Genomic DNA, 16,676 nt, shown 5'->3' with positions numbered 1-16,676 from the left:
CGTCCGGCTGCCCGAGGGTGACGTGCCGGCACCGCCCGGAATCGGGGGTTTCGAAGTCGGCGGCCTCGCGGAGGTTCGTAGCGCTGTCGGCGGCGCGGCTGGCCGACTTCATGGCTGCCGATCTGTCCGCGCCCCCCCCCCCCCCCCCCCCCCCCCCCCCCCCCCCCCCCCCCCCCCCCCCCCCCCCCCCCCCCCCCCCCCCCCCCCCCCCCCCCCCCCCCCCCCCCCCCCCCCCCCCCCCCCCCCCCCCCCCCCCCCCCCCCCCCCCCCCCCCCCCCCCCCCCCCCCCCCCCCCCCCCCCCCCCCCCCCCCCCCCCCCCCCCCCCCCCCCCCCCCCCCCCCCCCCCCCCCCCCCCCCCCCCCCCCCCCCCCCCCCCCCCCCCCCCCCCCCCCCCCCCCCCCCCCCCCCCCCCCCCCCCCCCCGCAACATCATGGAACGCCTGCCGAAAGAGCATCATGCGGCCACCCGTCGGGTGCTGCGCCAGGCCCGGGAGCTCGATGACGCCGACAAGGCCCCCCCCCCCCCCCCCCCCCCCCCCCCCCCCCCCCCCCCCCCCCCCCCCCCCCCCCCCCCCCCCCCCCCCCCCCCCCCCCCCCCCCCCCCCCCCCCCCCCCCCCCCCCCCCCCCCCCCCCCCCCCCCCCCCCCCCCCCCCCCCCCCCCCCCCCCCCCCCCCCCCCCCCCCCCCCCCCCCCCCCCCCCCCCCCCCCCCCCCCCCCCCCCCCCCCCCCCCCCCCCCCCCCCCCCCCCCCCCCCCCCCCCCCCCCCCCCCCTGTCGTCCGATTGAAGTTGCCGAAGGACCTTCGTCGATCGCTCGCCTGTACCAACATCGCCGAGACCATGATGGGCACCATTCGCCGCGTCACGCGCAACGTCAAACGCTGGCGGGATGCCGGTATGGCCTTGCGATGGATCGCGGCCGGCATGATCGAAGCCAACAAGGGCTTCCGACGATTGAAGGCGCATAAGCAATTGTCGGTTCTGCGTGCGGCTCTTCAAGCTCGCCACAATCGCATGACGATCAACCCCGTTGCCCACGTCACGAGGGCCGCGTAACATTCATTCCGGCGACGTCGGCCCGACCTAGTTCAACAACGATCGGGACATCCCCCATCACGTTGTACCGGATGGGTATTGTTTTGCCCGTACAGGTCAAGGTGAACCATTTCGAGCAAGGGGGACATGACGACCAATACGGTTCGTATGGCTCGACTAGTGAAACTTTTGTGGTCCAAAGTGATCTGGAAGTCGTGGCCTTCACTGAGTTCGGCGAGAAGTTCGCGATGGCGATCATGGGCGACGTAAAGGACGAATACGTCCCTCCGATTTTTCCAGAAACGAAGATCAATCTGAAGGACTAGACGCGGCCGCTGAGCGTCTTCAACCGAGATGTCAGGTGCTTTACGAGGTCCTCCAGACCTTCGCCGTTGTTTTAGATACTTGAGATATCGATGATGCTTTAGATCGAAGGGAACATCGGCATCGTTCTGCGAGATCGGAATAACTGATCGGCCAAGCGTGTGCGCGATCCCGCCTCATAAAAGACGTTGGGATTCTGCTGCGTGAAATCGCAGACGACGATGCCTGAGCGATAGATAAGCGAAAAGATGTCCTGGATGACCTCGTTCTCCTGCCAAGTGCTATCGGCTCTCTCACAAGTCAGCCCGGCGGCCTGTACCGCCTTTTGAATGGCCGCATACACGTTACTGAAGGCGGGGCTGAATGGCATCATGACCGAGACGAGATTCGGATCTCTGGGCTGTTGGGGCGTACGGAAGACTGTTGGCCGCGCCTCGATCTCCGATACTGTCTGAGCCGTATTGATTGCCCTAATCCTGTTGGCCGTTGGTTGTGCGGCGATCATGTCGGAGGTGAGGAGTCCGACTTCAATCAAAACAGGGAAGAGGTCAACGTCCTTCAAGGCCCAATGTGTGGTGTTCATTTCCCAATCGGTGAAATCGAGCTCCCATTGCAGTCCAAGCAGCTTCTCCATCGGTATGCTCGGCAAATTTCGATCGATCTCATATTCGATACGGGCCTCTTTGTTGCGATGACGAATTTTGGTTATCCATCCGATGCGTCCGGGGGTGTTGTGCTGCTTTTCGTTGACAAATAGAGCCGGGAAGCTCTGAAGCGCTTGGCACATCTCATCATCAAGAGCGCCGTATTTCGCCTTTACTGGCTCTGCCGTGTAGGTCAGCGTTCTACCGAGGTCCATTTCATATGGCTTCCCCAGCCAAGCTGTCAGGCTGTAGGCAACGAGCAGGTTTTACATCAGGGCTATTCCGGGCGAGATTTGGTGATTCCCGCTTGTCGCATGAAAGCCCATTTTTCGGGGCTTTCGTTACTCCTAGGGCATTTAACACCTTCTGGGGGCGCCTAGGCGAGAAACACAAATCATCTCTGCTATGGAATCCACTATCGGCATGATTGGCTATCTTGAGGCGATCGCTGGCAAGGCGACGCCAGAGATCCCCAGCTTAGACGTCCACTTTTTTAGAAGACGCGACCGAACCGGAACGGCACGCGGGATGACCGGGACGCCGTCCTTTCCTCTCCGCCTTTCGTGACGATCTGACTTTCAGCCGATATCGCCAAAGAATTTTGCAGAAGTCGTCAGCTGCCGCGAGCCAATCCACTACTGCTGATAAGCAAACTCTCAGTACTGCACTGCGCCGGTCCAAGCGGAAAGTGAACGAACACGCGTCCCGACTGACTTGGCGGATCACCGCTCCTCCAAACGAGGATGATCAAGGCGTTGCATCCTCGCCAATTTTCGGCAGGCAGCCTGATGTTCGCACTCGTAGCTGCGGTAACAAGCCACAGAGTTGCCCGCTCCTGCGAGCGGCGCCGTAGGGCAGGGCAGCTCGCACTGCCCTGAAATTGAAAGTATGGTTGAGCGTTAGGTTAGTCCAATGATGTGGAGCTTGTCCGCTCTCGACATGGAGCGGATGTTTGACAGATCGTGGATGTCTTCGAAAGGCCAAGAGCTGCTCTCCGTGCTCCACCCGCAATTTACCAGTTTAGCGAACCGGCGGAACTTTCCCGATCGATTGCGCCCCCGCTGACTTCCGCTCGCGCTGGATGCCCATTGCGTTCAGTAACCGCGCGATGCCAATCATTAACAGCACTCCGGCAACACTAACCACGATCTGCATCGCAAGGCCCTTCGAGAGATCGAGCAGCGCAAGTTGACTGGCGAGCGCCAGAAGGACGCCGAGACAATAGATCGGCAGCGAATTCTCGCCACAGCACTTCGCGCAGCTCAGCACCGGTGTCGATAGCCCCTCCCAATTCCGAGGAATGAATCGTAGCGCCACAATTGCAAGGGCCAAAAAATGCAGCAGCCGTATCGGACTGAGATTCGATTTATCCAGTGGAAATAGCAGGTCCCTCAAAGTGTGCGAGACCAGCGGCTCGATGCTCCAACTCTGTGCAAGGACCAGGCCGAACACTAGATAGAGAACGGCCAGAACAAGCGTCAAGCGCGCCATCACCCACGGCCGGAATTTCTCTCCCTCAATGACGCACCATGCGCCCAGCACGATCAGAAACTGCCAAGCCAGCGGATTGAAGAACCAGACGCCGTCGGGCCAGGCGGGAACTCTCCAATCAAGGACGTGCACGACCGCGTAGAGCAACAGGGACACTCCAAGCGTGACGTTCGGCGCTCGCAGCAGCAGCCACAGCAGCGGCGCGAACAGCACGTGAAAAATCACAAAAACCGGCAGGACGTCAGTGTTGACAGGCCGATATTGCAGGATTGCGGCGTGCGCAAGGGCCGCACCCGGAAGCTCAAGCAGAATTCGCGTATTGCTCCCGTCGGCGAGATCATCGCTGCCCGTAAGATAGACCAGGATAGCGCAAGCTAGTGTAAGCAGTAGAAACGCCGCGTAGATGTCCCATCCCCGGCGCAGCGAATGGCCGATCATGCCGCTCCAGCCTTCGCGCTCACGCGCCTTGCCGTAGGCCACCGCACAGGTCACGCCCGAGAGAAACATGAAGATCTCGGCGGCATCGCAGAAACCGTAGTTGCGCGGTGTCAGCCAGCTCCCGATGTTATTGGGAACATGATCGAGAAAGATCCACCATAACGCGATCCCGCGGCAGACATCGATACGCAAATCGCGGCCGGCCGCTCTGAACTCCGGCGGAGTTTCGCCGAACAATCGCGTCGAGGTTTGAGTTCGATCGTCCATCTGTTGGCCCGCGCTCGCGCCTCATAGGGTCGATAACGCGCTCCGGCTATCCGATGGATGATGGGGGCTCCTTCGTCGCCCGGCTACTCCCTAGAGCGCCAGGGTCGAGCGGATCATCGTCCTCCCAAGGCGCTTCCAGGATTTCGTCGCCAACGCCCCGTATCAAAAGTTGCTTTCGCATTTCGGTGAGGCGGGCTCGGCAGTACTCGCGATAAAGCATGTCGAGTATGGTGGACATGATCGAACCTCTTCCTGATCACCACGGTCGACGTCCCATGCGACAGATTTCGACATTTCATCCGGCAGCTAAAAAGGAAGAGTGCCGGGAAGTAATTTGGGTCCGACGAATCTTAAAGGTGATGCGGCGATCAAGGCACGATAGGAAGCCGGATCAGAGGACAGTGTTGTTCTGCGGAACTTCTGCCCGCGGGCCGATAAGCCGATCAGTCGCGAGCAGTGTTAGAAAGTTCGATCTGGTCTTGCAGCCAGGGATGTTCAAACTGGACCCGATGGCAGCAATTTGAAATAGAGCCATTACAATCATCTCCTCTTAAAGGAGATATTTGCACGTGGCATTTGCAATCAATAATTGTTGTAATTTTCTGGTCGCCACGTGAGCCAGTTCACATCAGCATCAATCACAGGTGAATGAGACTAGCAGACAACTGAAGTAGCTTCTTGGAATCCTGCGTACCTGAGGGCACGGTCGGTGCGCGAATTGCAAAATACGGATACCGGCATCTTTGGCCCGGTGGCTTATCAAGGCTGGAGGTCCCCATGTCTACGGACGCAGCCAATTTCGTATCGCATCGATTCTCGTCGCGCGAGCATCCGGAGCGAATGCGACTTCCACTATGGCGCGAGAGGTTTGTGCGAGGAATAGTTCACGTCGATATCGAACCTCTAACGAACGTTCCGTTTCAAGCCGACGCAACATTGCAAGCGCTCCGAGGTCTACGCACACTCGCACTGAAGGGCTCTCCCATGTGCTTCAAGCGCTTGCGGGCGAGCGTTGCTGACGGCGACGACTCAATCGGCCTCATCGTCTGCTTACCCGGCAAAAGTCGTTTGTCGCAGCGCGGCCGGGACATCGAGCTTTGCGCCGGCGACGCAACCTCGATTCTGCATTCGGAACCCGCTACCGTCACCTATATCGACGGAATGCTATTTGGTCTGGCGGTGCCCCGCGAGGCCCTTGCGCAGCGCGTGGCAGATATCGAGAGCCTCGCCATGCGGCCGATTCCCCAGAGAAACGAACCACTCCGCCTCCTCATGGCCTATCTGAAGTCAGCTTTCAAGGAAGGGGCTCTGGCCGCCCCCAAGCTGCGTGATGCGGTCGTGGCTCACACCTGTGATCTTGTTGCGCTCGCGGTCAGCGAGTGCGCTCCCTTGGGCGAGAGCGATGCGAGCGCGGTCGTGACCGCGCGCCACAGCGCCGTACTCGACTACATCGCGGCACACTTTCAGAAGCCTGGGCTTAGCGTCGAGGAGGTCGCTCATCGCCAAGGCATTTCACCTCGCTATCTGCAGCGCCTGATGGCGTCATCAGGATCATCGTTCACCGGTCATGTGAATGAGCTACGTCTCCAACTTGCGTTCAAACTGTTAACCGAGGCGCGCGTTGGCGCGCAGCTAATTTCCGATATCGCGCTGGAGGTCGGCTTCTCGGATGTTTCGCATTTCAATCGCCTGTTCCGAACTCGCTTCGGCGATTCGCCGCGTGGGGTTCGTTACGCCGGCAGGGATCCCGGCCGAGCCACCTGCCCCTGATCAGCGCGTGCGCGAGATCCTGCTAGCGAAAGTCCGCATTCCCGCCTAGGGATTTGGACGCTATCGGCCTGGCAGCAGACCTTATGCTCACATTGAGTTTTGTCGAGTTTGACCCAAAGCGGCCCCGGAGCAGTTTGAGAAATTGGTCTTCGTCGCCCGCTTTCCTGCCCCGGCGGTCGTTATCGAAATAATGACCTCGTCATCTGCATGACCGACAGAACGGTCGTTGGAGGCTATATGCTGCCGCAAAAGCAGCGAAAACCTGTCTATCGAATTGATCGTACGATCGACGAGCAGCTGGTTAAACGCTCCCATGAGAGGGTCGAGCTGTGTTCGGCAATCCTGAAACATCCACCGCTGAGTACCTTCCTCAAGCAACGCGCCGCGACATAATGCCGAGGAAGATTGGGAATAGCAGGATTTTCCAGGCACCGAGATCATCTTCGTTGTGATAAGCTGTGGCATGGACCACGCGATGCAGCTCCGACGTTTGGAAGAAGGCGAGCGGCACGTAGCTCAACGCGAGCGCCACATCTCTGAGCAGGAGGGACGGATAGGGTTCATGGTTCGTCAGGGCTATGACACCGGCGAGGCGCGGAAGCTGCTCAATAATTTCAATGCCTCTCAAACGCAGCACCTGCAGCATCGAGACCGCATCCTCAGAGAACTAGAGCAGTAATGACGGCAAGGGCGCTCAAGTGCGGCTGCGAGCCAACTAAGCGAACTCGGCTTGGATGCTTACTTGGCGAATGCTATGCTGTTTACTCTCAAATGGGCCGTAGTGCGACGTAGGCCATATCCGCTATAGCGGCCAAGTTCGTGCGGCAGCGCAATAAGCGAACTGGACCGTAGATAAGAGATTGGCTTCAGCAACTGTCTTTGGCACTTTTCGGAGTGCGCCGCATTGGAGGTAAATGAAAGAACTGGCGCCCGGAATTAACGAAGGTGACTCGCTGGATAGGCTCCGGCGCCACATCCGCATTCTGGTCGATATCGGACGACTCGGGGGTGAAAAGGTTGATCTGCATCGCTTTCTAAATCAAGCGGTCGTTCAAGTCGCGCGCGCAGTGGAGATACACCACGTAAAGATTCTTCGATATCGTCCGCACTCCTCAGATCTCCTCTTAGTCGCAGGTGTGGGATGGAAGGATGGGGTCGTAGGGACCGCGACATTATCGGCCGACCTACGCTCTCCACCCGGGCGCTCGTTTCAGACGGCAGAACCCGTCACCGTCCAAAATCTCGGTGAACAACAAGAATACATTCATTCGGATGTTCTGAAGGAGCATGGCATCATTTCGTTGACCAACGTTCCTGTGCTTATTGATGGTGCAGCCTGGGGTGTGCTCGAAGTGGACAGCACCAAGGCGAGAGAGTTCACCGAGGACACGACCGATTTTCTGACGGCCGCTGCCGCGCTGATAGGAGCCGTACTTCGCCACTATGCGCGGCCGGATGAAGAAGCGCGTTTGGTGGCTGCTGCTGCCGAAGCTCAAAGGCGAGAAGTACTACTTCGGGAAATGCAACATCGCGTCAAGAATAACTTTCAGCTCGTTCTATCTTCTATCTCCCTCCAAAAGCGCCGGCATCAGAGCACAGAGGTTCATCGCGAGCTGGATCATGTCGCGAGCCGTATCAACGCCATCTCGCTGGCGCATGATCAACTCGCTTCTCGACACGAAGGCCATAATGTAAACCTATCATCTTACATACGCGCACTTTGCCGCGCGATCCGTCAGCAGGTTGAAGGAGTCGAAATCGATGTCGAGTGCGACGAGCTCGAACTGAGCATCGACCGAGCATTGCCGGTCGGTCTCATCCTAAATGAGACTGCAATGAACAGCATTAAACATGCATTCGACCGGAATGGCGGCAGGATCAAGGTGCACTTGGTAGGCGGCGTCGGCTACGGCGAGGCCCGTCTAACTGTATCCGACAATGGGTGTGGCATCCAGAAATCGAACGAGCATGGATCCGGTCTTAAGCTGATCGCATCGCTTGCCAAACAAATCGGTGGCGACGTCCAGCAGCAAAGTGCCGACCCGGGCACAACGACAACGCTCACGTTTCCGTTGATGACGTGAACCATTCGGACCAAGGTTGAGCGGTTCTTCAATAGGATCAAGCAATGCCGTCGGGTGGCAACGCGCTACGGCAGGATCGCCGCCAACTACCTTGCATTTATTCAACTCGCGTCAATCCGGTTGTGGCTGCGCCGTAATGAGTCCGGGCCCTACCTAGCGGGCCTCATCATTTCTTGAAGCCTTGTTTGCCTTCCGTGTTTACTAGCCGAATTCGAAGGAGATCCTATCGTAGGTTGCTTAGGGGGAAATACAGTTCGACTATCGAATTCCACGTACGTCGTTCCATTTTGCGCAGCCATGCTCGCTGCTCCTTAACCTCATCTTCGATAAGATTGGTTTCAGATCCAACCTCCTCCTCCTCGCTAGGTGACGTAGTTTATTGACACCCTAAGTACTGGCCGTCCGCATCTGGATGCCAAGTTCGTAGACCCTCACGGGCGACAGCTGACATTGCCTTGGAAGGCTCCCTCCTCTCTCGTTTACGATAATGATTTACAAGATCGAGTCATGTCGCCTCGCGAGCTATCCAGATCGCACTCATGAGCAAACTCTCAAAGCCTCATCAGTCGCCGAGCACCTCTCATCCGGATGCGCTGATCTCTTCCGAAAGGTCATCGCGTCAAACAAACTGATAAGCATTTATTGTGTTGCGGCGAGACTAGTCGAATTGCTAGAATGTAGCATTCGGTTTGATCGAGATGGCAGGCAAACAAGCCAAGATCCTTTCTGATCAAGCGGCGCGAGACTTGCTCTTCTTCGCCGGCACGACCCGGCACCCGGATAGAAATCGTGTTATCGTCCTCTTGTCGCTGAAGGCAGGCTTGCGCGCCGCCGAGATTGCTAAGCTGACATGGGATATGGTTGAAGGCGCCGAAGGCGAGATTGGCGCGACAATCGAGGTACGGGACAGCGTCGCAAAACGGCGACACGGCCGCCGAATCCCGGTCCAACAGGATCTGCGACAGGCACTCATCGCCTTACGAAAGCTATCTCCGGGAAACGGACCAATCGCGCGATCGGAACGCGGCGGACCGATGACGCCACTCAGCATCGTGGTCTGGTTCAATCGCGCGTTTCAAGCGATTGGCCTCAGCGGCTGCTCCTCTCATTCCGGACGACGAACCTTTATTACGCGCGCCGCACGCCTCGTTCACAAGGCCGGCGGCTCCCTAAGGGATGTCCAGCTCCTGGCCGGCCACCGTTCGATCCAAACGACCGAGCGGTATATTGATGGTGACAGCGACGCCCAAAGGAGGCTGGTATCTTTGATTTAGGGAAGTCCCGATCATTGGCAGTGCCGGCGCAACCCCGGCACCCCACCGGAGCGGCGGTCAGATCCGCGGCCAGCTTGATCATCGCCATTTGCCGAAATGGCACTGGCCTGCCCTCGTTGGCGCCTCAGATCGGCGTCGGCTCACCAGATCCGGACCTCCATCAGATCGTGCGCGCTCGAAACACACCGCCGCTATTTGACTGGATGGTCGAGACCTTCAGCTTCCAGGGGATCTCGGACAGGGTGGCCGCGTCTTATCTTCCCGCCCATGGCGGCATCACCTGGCATGAGATCAGCCAAATGGTGCGTGATCCCGCTTGCGCCCTGTTAGACAGTTATTGGACCTACGAAAGCTGCCGCTACGACAAGACTCGGCGCACGTGCAGCCACCCCCGCTATATCCGCCGGTGCCCCGTTCCCAAGGCTCCACTGAGAAATGGCCATCTCAACCAGACTGCGTTCAGCTTCTTTCTGTTTGTCAGAGATGTCGCGGATTCCGATCTTTTTGGGTGGATCGATGGCCAGCTCTCGGCGGCGGGCGAACTTGGCGATGGGTCCGCTCAAGAGGCGTTAGTCGGTCCGACCCGTCATGTTTTTGGGGTTTCGGACAAGGTTCTGACGATGACGCTTTCATCAGTCTTGATGGCGGATCGCGAGGGCCGTCCTGATTGGTATGCAGTTGGCAGTGCCATGATCGTCGTGGATCGGTTGGTTCACAACTTTCTGGTCCGAACCGGTATTTTGCAGCAACTTGGCATGGTTCACCCTTACGGTCCCCGTTGCTATGCAGACGGCGGCTGCGCCGAGGTCTTGCGGCGCGTCTCGGCGCAGATCGACGCGCGCCAGTTTGACGGTGATTTTCCGCCGGATTTTCCGCGCTTTGTTCAGCACGCTCTTTGGCATTACTGCGCTGCTGACGGTTTGAACGTCTGCAACGGCAACAATATTGATGATCGCAAGTCATGCGATCTATCATCGTGCATTGTTCACAGTAATTGCGCCAAAAAAGCGCTAAAATTACAGTAATCATCGTCTATTTATGTGCAGTTTTGCGGCGATTAAAATATTGAAATCATTGCACTTTTAACAGCTCTGCTTTATGATACTTACGACGAGATTGTTCGAATACTCTTCTCGTCTTCAGCAAAGGAGTCGTCCAATGACAAGACCGCCATTGCCGGGACCATCCCGGAAAACCAGCGACAACGCCGTTTTAGAAAGGGGCCCAAATCGGGCCCCTTCGGCTTTTCAGGAGGGCGAAATCGCCAAGCCCAATATTACGCCCCGGAAGACACTCTCCGCCTCGGCAATCATCGTCTACGGGATCGACGCGACCGGCAAGCCGAAGGCCGGCTGGTTCCCGGACCGCCAGGCAGCGGCAGCCAAAAAGGCCGCGCGCTCACTCAAGCTCGCTGTTTGCAACGTCGATCGACCAGCCCTTGTCGAAATCGGCGCGAAAATTCCGGTCGGACGCGTTCACGACCAAGGCAGAGCGCTTCTGCCCTACATCAAACGCAGCTTGTACGACGAGCTCGCGGCCGCCGTTCTTCCGGCGAGATCAAGTGCCGCCGCTGCAACAAAGGCCCCTCCAGCGAAGGCAATGGAGGCAGCAAAGTCCCGGTCCAAGGTCTTTATCCTTCCACGCGGCGCGCGATACCGCACATCCAACGAGGAGGAACTCCCGGCTGGAAAACTCCCAACCACCGGCTCCGCCTCCGTCCCTGAGATCCGCCGCCCTGTACAGTGAAGTGGTCGTGGGCATTTCGGACGACGCGGCCGCAGTACCGCGAGACAAGCTTGGCGGCCCTCTGCCTCCTCAGAAGGGATCTCCCGAAAGCTGGGAAATCATCGAGACCGGGCATCTCGTCATCGCCAAGGACTCTCCCGAATACGGTTGGGCCGAGGCGATTGTTGTCGACCGCAAGGACGGTCTGTTGACCCTCCGCTATCGCGACTATCCGAAGCTACCCAAATTCTACCGGAACTATCGCGCGGTCGCACTCCTAAGCCGCGGCAGCAAGTAAAGCTACGCGCTGCAAGCTAAAATGGCGCGAGCCGAACTCGCGCCTTTCCAATTACCTCCCGCCCCTTCCATCATCCATCATCAATAGGAGCAACCATGTCCTTGGACACGGATCGGATACGTGCGCTTAACGACGAGCTACGTCAACATTTGCTCGGCGGCAACGCCGTCATGACCTCCGGCATCGCTGCGCTTGGGTCAGACGCAGTCAGGCGCTTGGTCCGCACCATCTCGGTTTTCGACGACTTTTGCCATGCCAACGATCCTCACGAAGAGCACGACTTTGGCATGTTCGATTTTGAGGGAGCTCAGGTCATCTTCGAGATCGACTATTACGACTCATCAATGACCGGTCACTCACCAAGTCCTGCTGATCCAGCAGTCACGACGCGAGTGATCACGTTGATGCTTGCCGAAGAGTATTGAAGAGGGGCGCGCGCGCTGTTCGCTCCTATTTTTTCACCGACCCTCGTCAGCGAGAAGCTGGTCGCGGAACAGAGAGAGAGCATTAGCAATCCTTGCCATAACCAGCAGGCTTGGATTCCGCTTCAGCTTTTCGTCGCGCGGACGTACGTATGATCCAGCTCGGCGTCGAACGCCAGTTGCTCTTGAGTACCGTTGCTTTTACGCCCGAGTCGGCCGTCGTTTCTGCCGTTCGCCCAATCGCCTCAGCGGGCATATAGTCTCAAGACTGTATGCCCGCCCTCCGTGGGCACTCTCGCTGGGAAATTCGTTCAATGAAATCTCGGAAAACGCGAGCTCGAAAAACCTCTCGAATTTTGAGATACTTTCGCCTCGAACATCGCCTGGGGCATCGCTTGCGATACTAATTTTGAGCATCGTCAATTTAGGAGGTGCTCATGAAATCGTCAGTAGCGTCGTCGGAACTGTCCGCCCAGAAGGTCGTTGCCCAGATTCGCAAAGTAAGGAAAGCAGCGGAAAAGGCATCAGAGAGCCACCGCCGGTTCGCCGATTACAGGTATCTGCGAGCTGTTTTACGCGCCTACAGGTATTTTGACGACAACAATCTATTACCTCACCTGCTTGAGACCGCGCCCAGTCTGTTGATGACGCCGGTGCGTGCGGACTGGCATCCGCTCAGGGTGATTATTGAAGCCACCTGCCTGCAGCCCGAATGCCGCGTTCGTAGCCGTTGGACCAGAGGTTTAGAGTACGCGGTGGGGGAAGGCATCGATCCTAAGGAATTGTCCCGCTTCATTCGAGCCCATAACGGAATCGCTGGATGTGCAGACTTGGCTAGCAAAACCAGACCCAAGCGCAACCGATATACGCCTGACTAGCCGTCAACCGGAGATGCGATTGACCGGATCAAACGATGCGTTTGTTGAACAATCTTCACGGCGGCTGATTAATATGTTCGGCTTGGCAATTGCCAAGCCGAGACGCCCCGGCACAGGGCTTTAGAAGTCATTGTAGGGGGGTGGCGTGATGAGTGACGAGAGTGACGGCTTCTGGCCTTTGTAAATAGATCAGTAGTCACCATCGTAGCCTCTCTTATCTTAAAAAGAAACAAACCGTCACTCTCGTCACTCTTCGAAGAATACTGATTGATATGGCCAAGGGGTGTCACACCCATTGGCGGTGCTCTGATCGCAGTAGTGGTTAAGGAACTGCGGTTCGCTACCGATCTCTCACTTGGCTCTAAGGCCCGAGATTGTCTGACCACGATTGCGCTTTCTTCATCAAGAACCCAAGCGAGCTAACGTTACGCGCCACTGACCCGGATTGCTGGATCCGCGTATAACCCTTTGCTTGAGACCATTGGGTGTATGCAGAATAGAAATCGCTCAGCAGGTAGCTAGCAGAAGGTTCGCGCACACAGCACTCGTCAATAAACGCTGGCAGCGGATTAGCCTCTGCTAGCCAGGCATGTGCGGCGGCGCTGACAGCTTTGGGATGCTTGAGCCGCATTCCCCTACCGAGAATTCGTTGAAGTCCCCTGATCGCTCGGTTGAGCACCCCGGACATCTCATCTTTCCAGATGGTCTTGAACAGTCCGTCATCCTTCTCTTTCTCGGAAAACGTCCGATCAAACGGCAGAGGAGAACGATCCTCATGGCGAGCACGACTTCGGAAGCTTCGACCTGGTGGGTCGAAAGTTCTTCCGGAAGATCGACCACTACGACAGGAAGATGCAGCACGGCTCCGAAGATCCAAGCGACTCGGAAAGGACATTGCGTGTCCTCACGCTGATGCTGGCAAGCGAGTACTGAACAGAACAAGAAATGGCCGCCTCCCGTCCAGACGCTGCGGAAGAATGCTCCAGCAGGACGAGCACCGTTGCGGCGAACATCGGAAGGCCTGCCGAACCGTCAGGGTTAAGCGCGCGATCAGTGCGGATTGCCTCGGACACTGCCTGTCCAGCCCTCGCCACGGCGAGGGCTTTTTATGGATCCTGAACGGTGGTAAGTAGGCTGCCCTAGCATTGGTTGCGTTCAGATCACATGACTCCGAGGCGCATTTGTCTAGCGCGCGATACGGAGATGACACCAAACAGATCTCTTTTTCCGCGGGGGCGAAGTGGCGCAAATGGGATCTGCATGTGCATAGCTCAGCGTCAAACAATTTCAGCGGCGATTGGCCGGCATTTGTCATTCAGCTCGGAACCTCCGACCGGCGTTACTAGGATCCCCGGTATCGTATGTCCGAACACAAACGCGGAGCCTTGCTTACCATCGCGATGGCGTTCTCGGCTCTTACGCTATAGCTACCGCTCGCCAAAAACTCGTTCAGCAAGTGCTGTTTGATCCTTGCGGCCTCACGCTCCCCCTGTGAGGCAAGCCAAAGAACGCGCTCCGCGATCTCCAGCGCAGAGCGGTGCTCCTGCCCGATGAACGTGGAGCTAGCAAATACTTGATCAAGGACGTTGCGGAGCATGTGAACCGTAGCAGTGTCGTAACCCATGCGCGAATACCCATCCCGACAAATCAATGAGCAAAAAACACTGCGCGTCACTCCGACCAGCAGCGGCAAGTTGTCGGACCAAACTACGTAGCACGCTTTGATTGCAGGTTTATGACCGAGCGTTTCCTCGTGACACAACGCGCCTCTCTCTGCACTGACAGGGTATACCCGTCCTACCGTCGGGATTGGGACATCGATGTCTTGGAGATGACGTAGCTTAAATTGTCTAGCGGCTCTTGCCCGAGTGAGAACTTCGAGTGTCCGTGTCGGATAATTTGAGACTGGCCAGGCTTTTCGAGAAGGGGGGCTCCTAGGCTTAATCGAGTTTGACGCTCTTTCTGGCCCAGGCGAGGACCGGGGCAATCATGAATCCGCTGCCATTAGCAGCCACAGGTTCCGCTGTTTGCGCTGGCACAGACCTTGCACCTACTTCGAACGAGGTTGGCAGTATAGGAAGCCCATCGGGTGCGCATCTGCGGCATCAAACTTACGCACGACGGAGCAATAGCCCTCGTTGAGGACGGTCGACTTTTGTTTTGTGTCGAGCAAGAAAAGCGGGACAACAATCCTCGGTACCACGCAATTGACAATCTCGACGTAGTCGTCTCAGTTTTGGCGGAGCACGGCCTGGATCCGCGGAATGTCGATCAGTTCGCTATCGATGGTTGGCTGGGGGATGCGGAATCACAGTTTCAGGTTCTCAGTGGCGCGGCGCCTATCACGTTAAAGGGCGCGCCATATCTTGGAAGGCAAGATGAGGGCCTCCCCGTTTCGTGCGACGGCTTTGGCTTGGTGCTCGATGGAAGCGTCTTCCCCTATGCGAGCTACCCGCACGTCACCGGCCATTTGGCCTCTGGATACTGCACGAGCCCTTTTGCCAAGGCTGGCGAGCCTGCGTTTTGTTTGGTGTGGGACGGCGGTACCTTTCCACGTCTTTATCATATCTCGAACAGCGGCGCCCGGTACCTCGAATCCCTCTTTCCGGTGAATGGTGACGGCTACGCGTCTGCGGGTCATCACTTCGGTCCGTACAAGCGGCCCGGTCAGACCAAGTGGGATCTGGGTCTCGCCGGCAAGCTGATGGCCTACATCGCGCTCGGATCCGTTGACGAAGAGGCCATAGCGATCTTCCGTGAGATCTGCGAGGAACGCCTTACCGGCGACACCACCGCGGACCAAGGTCGAGGCCTGGCAGCCCCGCGTGTGGCTGTGGACGCCTTCTTCGATGCGGCGGCTCTCCGACTTAAGGGCAAGCGAGAGGAAGATGTGCTTGCATCGTTCCACTCCTTTCTTGAGCGTCTGCTCGTTGACAGAATGGCGGTTGCCCTGCAGCGGCATTCGCGTATCCCGGGGCCGCTCAACTTGATCATAAGCGGTGGGTGCGGTCTCAACATCAAATGGAATAGCTCATTACGTGCGGCGAGACTGTTCGATACTGTCTGGGTGCCGCCGTTTCCGAATGACGCCGGCTCTGCCATAGGCGCCGCTTGTTGCGCAATGGCGGCGCAGAACGGCTTCGTAGCCCTCGAATGGTCTGTTTATAGCGGCCCGGCGCTGCGTCACGCTGAAGCCCCGCCAGAATGGGACGATATGCCGTGCAGTATCAGCGAACTAGCGGCCATTCTCGCCAACAATGAACCTGTGATATTTCTTGCCGGGCGCGCGGAGCTTGGACCACGAGCATTGGGCAACAGAAGTATTCTCGCGGCCGCGACATCACCGCAGATGAAGGACAATCTGAACGACATCAAACTTCGCGAACGCTTCCGGCCAGTGGCGCCGATATGCCTGGAGGATCGTGCGCCTGAGATCTTCAGCCCTGGAACGCCGGATCCTTACATGTTGTTTGATCATCAGACACGGGCGGAATGGCGCGACAAAATTCCCGCCGTTGTACACCTAGACGGATCGGCCCGATTGCAGACTATCTCCCGAACGTCTCAGCAGAAAGTGGCGGCGCTTCTTGTCGAATATGAAAAGCTCACCGGGATTCCGCTTCTTTGCAACACAAGCGCCAACTACCATGGGCGAGGCTTTTTTCCGGATGTCGCAGCAGCTTGCCAGTGGGGACGGGTCAAGAAAGTATGGAGTGACGCCCGGCTGTTGACTAAGAGAGATTACAAGTGACGCGCACGACCGTGGCCTTTTATGATGGGGTGGACGCCCCGCCGACGGCATCGATGTGCCAAAGTGGAGGTGTTGAGCACCACTTAAGGGAGGCGTCCGTGGCAGAGGTTAGCATAATCGGTCTAGATATCGCCAAGCATGTTTTCCACGTGCATGGCGCGGACGGGAAAGGACGGGCTTTATTCAGCAAACGGATCAGCCGGGGGAAAGCGGGGATGTCCCGGGTTCTGTTGAATTTCTGAAGAGGTCGGCGTTGCCCACCTTGAGCCGGTAGGC

Annotated in this window: 15 protein-coding genes and 3 pseudogenes; 13 read left to right on the top strand and 5 right to left on the bottom strand. The window is 57.9% G+C overall.

Going from position 1 to position 16,676, the window contains the following annotated elements; genetic code table 11:
- Positions 1-135, top strand: a pseudogene (locus XI05_RS10045) (IS256 family transposase); the annotation flags it as partial.
- A 319-nt stretch (positions 136-454) separates the two neighbouring features.
- On the opposite strand, the gene XI05_RS10040 reads toward XI05_RS10045, so the two are convergent.
- Positions 455-853: a hypothetical protein gene (locus tag XI05_RS10040; RefSeq protein WP_271501014.1), complete on the bottom strand. Its 399-nt coding sequence runs from the start codon at positions 851-853 to the stop codon at positions 455-457.
- Between XI05_RS10040 and XI05_RS10035 the strand changes: the two are divergent.
- Together XI05_RS10035 and XI05_RS10030 are read left to right on the top strand one after the other, a co-directional pair.
- Positions 774-1,055, top strand: a pseudogene (locus XI05_RS10035) (IS256 family transposase); the annotation flags it as partial. The gene XI05_RS10040 and the pseudogene XI05_RS10035 sit on opposite strands and share 80 nt — an antisense overlap.
- 71 nt (positions 1,056-1,126) lie before the next feature.
- Positions 1,127-1,360: a hypothetical protein gene (locus XI05_RS10030; RefSeq protein WP_271501010.1), complete on the top strand. Its 234-nt coding sequence runs from the start codon at positions 1,127-1,129 to the stop codon at positions 1,358-1,360.
- A gap of 98 nt (positions 1,361-1,458) precedes the next feature.
- Here the strand turns inward: XI05_RS10030 and XI05_RS10025 are convergent, their stop codons facing one another.
- Positions 1,459-2,217, bottom strand: coding sequence for a hypothetical protein (locus XI05_RS10025; protein WP_271501008.1), 759 nt, complete (start codon positions 2,215-2,217; stop codon positions 1,459-1,461).
- Positions 2,218-3,022: 805 nt separating this feature from the next.
- Positions 3,023-4,198 (bottom strand): OpgC family protein, encoded by a 1,176-nt coding sequence (locus tag XI05_RS10020; protein WP_271501005.1) that lies wholly within the window; start codon positions 4,196-4,198, stop codon positions 3,023-3,025.
- Between the two features lie 777 nt (positions 4,199-4,975).
- Here XI05_RS10020 and XI05_RS10015 point away from each other — a divergent pair.
- Positions 4,976-5,968: an AraC family transcriptional regulator gene (locus XI05_RS10015; protein WP_333939838.1), complete on the top strand. Its 993-nt coding sequence runs from the start codon at positions 4,976-4,978 to the stop codon at positions 5,966-5,968.
- 370 nt (positions 5,969-6,338) lie between these two features.
- Here XI05_RS10015 and XI05_RS10010 read toward each other — a convergent pair whose 3' ends face one another.
- The gene (locus tag XI05_RS10010; RefSeq protein WP_271501002.1) at positions 6,339-6,614 is read right to left on the bottom strand and encodes a hypothetical protein; all 276 of its coding nucleotides are present in this window, start codon (positions 6,612-6,614) and stop codon (positions 6,339-6,341) included.
- Between the two features lie 268 nt (positions 6,615-6,882).
- Here XI05_RS10010 and XI05_RS10005 point away from each other — a divergent pair, with 268 nt between their 5' ends.
- From XI05_RS10005 to XI05_RS09975, 7 genes are all read left to right on the top strand, one after another.
- On the top strand, positions 6,883-8,052 hold the full coding sequence (locus XI05_RS10005; protein WP_271500999.1) for a sensor histidine kinase: 1,170 nt from the start codon (positions 6,883-6,885) through the stop codon (positions 8,050-8,052).
- A 698-nt stretch (positions 8,053-8,750) separates the two neighbouring features.
- Positions 8,751-9,326 carry a tyrosine-type recombinase/integrase gene (locus XI05_RS10000; protein ID WP_183232268.1) on the top strand — a complete coding sequence of 192 codons (576 nt, stop codon included), beginning with the start codon at positions 8,751-8,753 and terminating at the stop codon, positions 9,324-9,326.
- 74 nt (positions 9,327-9,400) lie between these two features.
- The gene (locus XI05_RS09995; protein ID WP_271500997.1) at positions 9,401-10,351 is read left to right on the top strand and encodes a hypothetical protein; all 951 of its coding nucleotides are present in this window, start codon (positions 9,401-9,403) and stop codon (positions 10,349-10,351) included.
- Positions 10,352-10,484: 133 nt separating this feature from the next.
- Positions 10,485-11,072, top strand: a complete 588-nt coding sequence (locus tag XI05_RS09990) for a hypothetical protein (RefSeq protein ID WP_271500994.1) — start codon at positions 10,485-10,487, stop codon at positions 11,070-11,072.
- 7 nt (positions 11,073-11,079) lie between these two features.
- The gene (locus XI05_RS09985; protein ID WP_271500991.1) at positions 11,080-11,349 is read left to right on the top strand and encodes a hypothetical protein; all 270 of its coding nucleotides are present in this window, start codon (positions 11,080-11,082) and stop codon (positions 11,347-11,349) included.
- 95 nt (positions 11,350-11,444) lie between these two features.
- A complete protein-coding gene (locus XI05_RS09980) occupies positions 11,445-11,774 on the top strand; it encodes a DUF3768 domain-containing protein (protein WP_271500988.1) in 330 nt (109 codons plus the stop codon).
- 434 nt (positions 11,775-12,208) lie between these two features.
- Entirely contained in the window at positions 12,209-12,649 is a 441-nt protein-coding gene (locus tag XI05_RS09975; protein ID WP_157790078.1) for a hypothetical protein, read from the top strand.
- Between the two features lie 361 nt (positions 12,650-13,010).
- Here XI05_RS09975 and XI05_RS09970 read toward each other — a convergent pair whose 3' ends face one another.
- Positions 13,011-13,337: a primase-like DNA-binding domain-containing protein gene (locus tag XI05_RS09970; RefSeq protein ID WP_271500987.1), complete on the bottom strand. Its 327-nt coding sequence runs from the start codon at positions 13,335-13,337 to the stop codon at positions 13,011-13,013.
- Between the two features lie 65 nt (positions 13,338-13,402).
- Here XI05_RS09970 and XI05_RS09965 point away from each other — a divergent pair.
- Both XI05_RS09965 and nodU read left to right on the top strand, forming a co-directional pair.
- Positions 13,403-13,582, top strand: a pseudogene (locus XI05_RS09965) (DUF3768 domain-containing protein); the annotation flags it as partial.
- Between the two features lie 1,156 nt (positions 13,583-14,738).
- Positions 14,739-16,400 carry a nodulation protein NodU gene (gene nodU / locus XI05_RS09960; protein ID WP_271500983.1) on the top strand — a complete coding sequence of 554 codons (1,662 nt, stop codon included), beginning with the start codon at positions 14,739-14,741 and terminating at the stop codon, positions 16,398-16,400.
- Positions 16,401-16,676 lie beyond the last annotated feature (276 nt).

Origin of the sequence: Bradyrhizobium sp. CCBAU 11357 (assembly GCF_028128865.1) — a bacterium.
Classification (GTDB): domain Bacteria; phylum Pseudomonadota; class Alphaproteobacteria; order Rhizobiales; family Xanthobacteraceae; genus Bradyrhizobium.
Note: the sequence above shows the minus strand (reverse complement) of the source record. Positions and strands in the feature narration are given on the sequence as shown.

Excerpts from the sequence above, each read along its gene's own strand:
- XI05_RS10030 (WP_271501010.1), top strand. The coding sequence starts at position 1,127 with ATGGGTATTGTTTTGCCCGTACAGGTCAAGGTGAACCATTTCGAGCAA.
- XI05_RS09980 (WP_271500988.1), top strand. The coding sequence starts at position 11,445 with ATGTCCTTGGACACGGATCGGATACGTGCGCTTAACGACGAGCTACGT.
- XI05_RS10005 (WP_271500999.1), top strand. The coding sequence starts at position 6,883 with ATGAAAGAACTGGCGCCCGGAATTAACGAAGGTGACTCGCTGGATAGG.
- XI05_RS10020 (WP_271501005.1), bottom strand. The coding sequence starts at position 4,198 with ATGGACGATCGAACTCAAACCTCGACGCGATTGTTCGGCGAAACTCCG.
- XI05_RS09975 (WP_157790078.1), top strand. The coding sequence starts at position 12,209 with ATGAAATCGTCAGTAGCGTCGTCGGAACTGTCCGCCCAGAAGGTCGTT.
- XI05_RS10015 (WP_333939838.1), top strand. The coding sequence starts at position 4,976 with ATGTCTACGGACGCAGCCAATTTCGTATCGCATCGATTCTCGTCGCGC.
- XI05_RS09970 (WP_271500987.1), bottom strand. The coding sequence starts at position 13,337 with ATGTCCGGGGTGCTCAACCGAGCGATCAGGGGACTTCAACGAATTCTC.
- XI05_RS10010 (WP_271501002.1), bottom strand. The coding sequence starts at position 6,614 with ATGCTGCAGGTGCTGCGTTTGAGAGGCATTGAAATTATTGAGCAGCTT.
- XI05_RS09990 (WP_271500994.1), top strand. The coding sequence starts at position 10,485 with ATGACAAGACCGCCATTGCCGGGACCATCCCGGAAAACCAGCGACAAC.
- XI05_RS10040 (WP_271501014.1), bottom strand. The coding sequence starts at position 853 with ATGGTGCCCATCATGGTCTCGGCGATGTTGGTACAGGCGAGCGATCGA.
- XI05_RS10000 (WP_183232268.1), top strand. The coding sequence starts at position 8,751 with ATGGCAGGCAAACAAGCCAAGATCCTTTCTGATCAAGCGGCGCGAGAC.
- XI05_RS10025 (WP_271501008.1), bottom strand. The coding sequence starts at position 2,217 with ATGGACCTCGGTAGAACGCTGACCTACACGGCAGAGCCAGTAAAGGCG.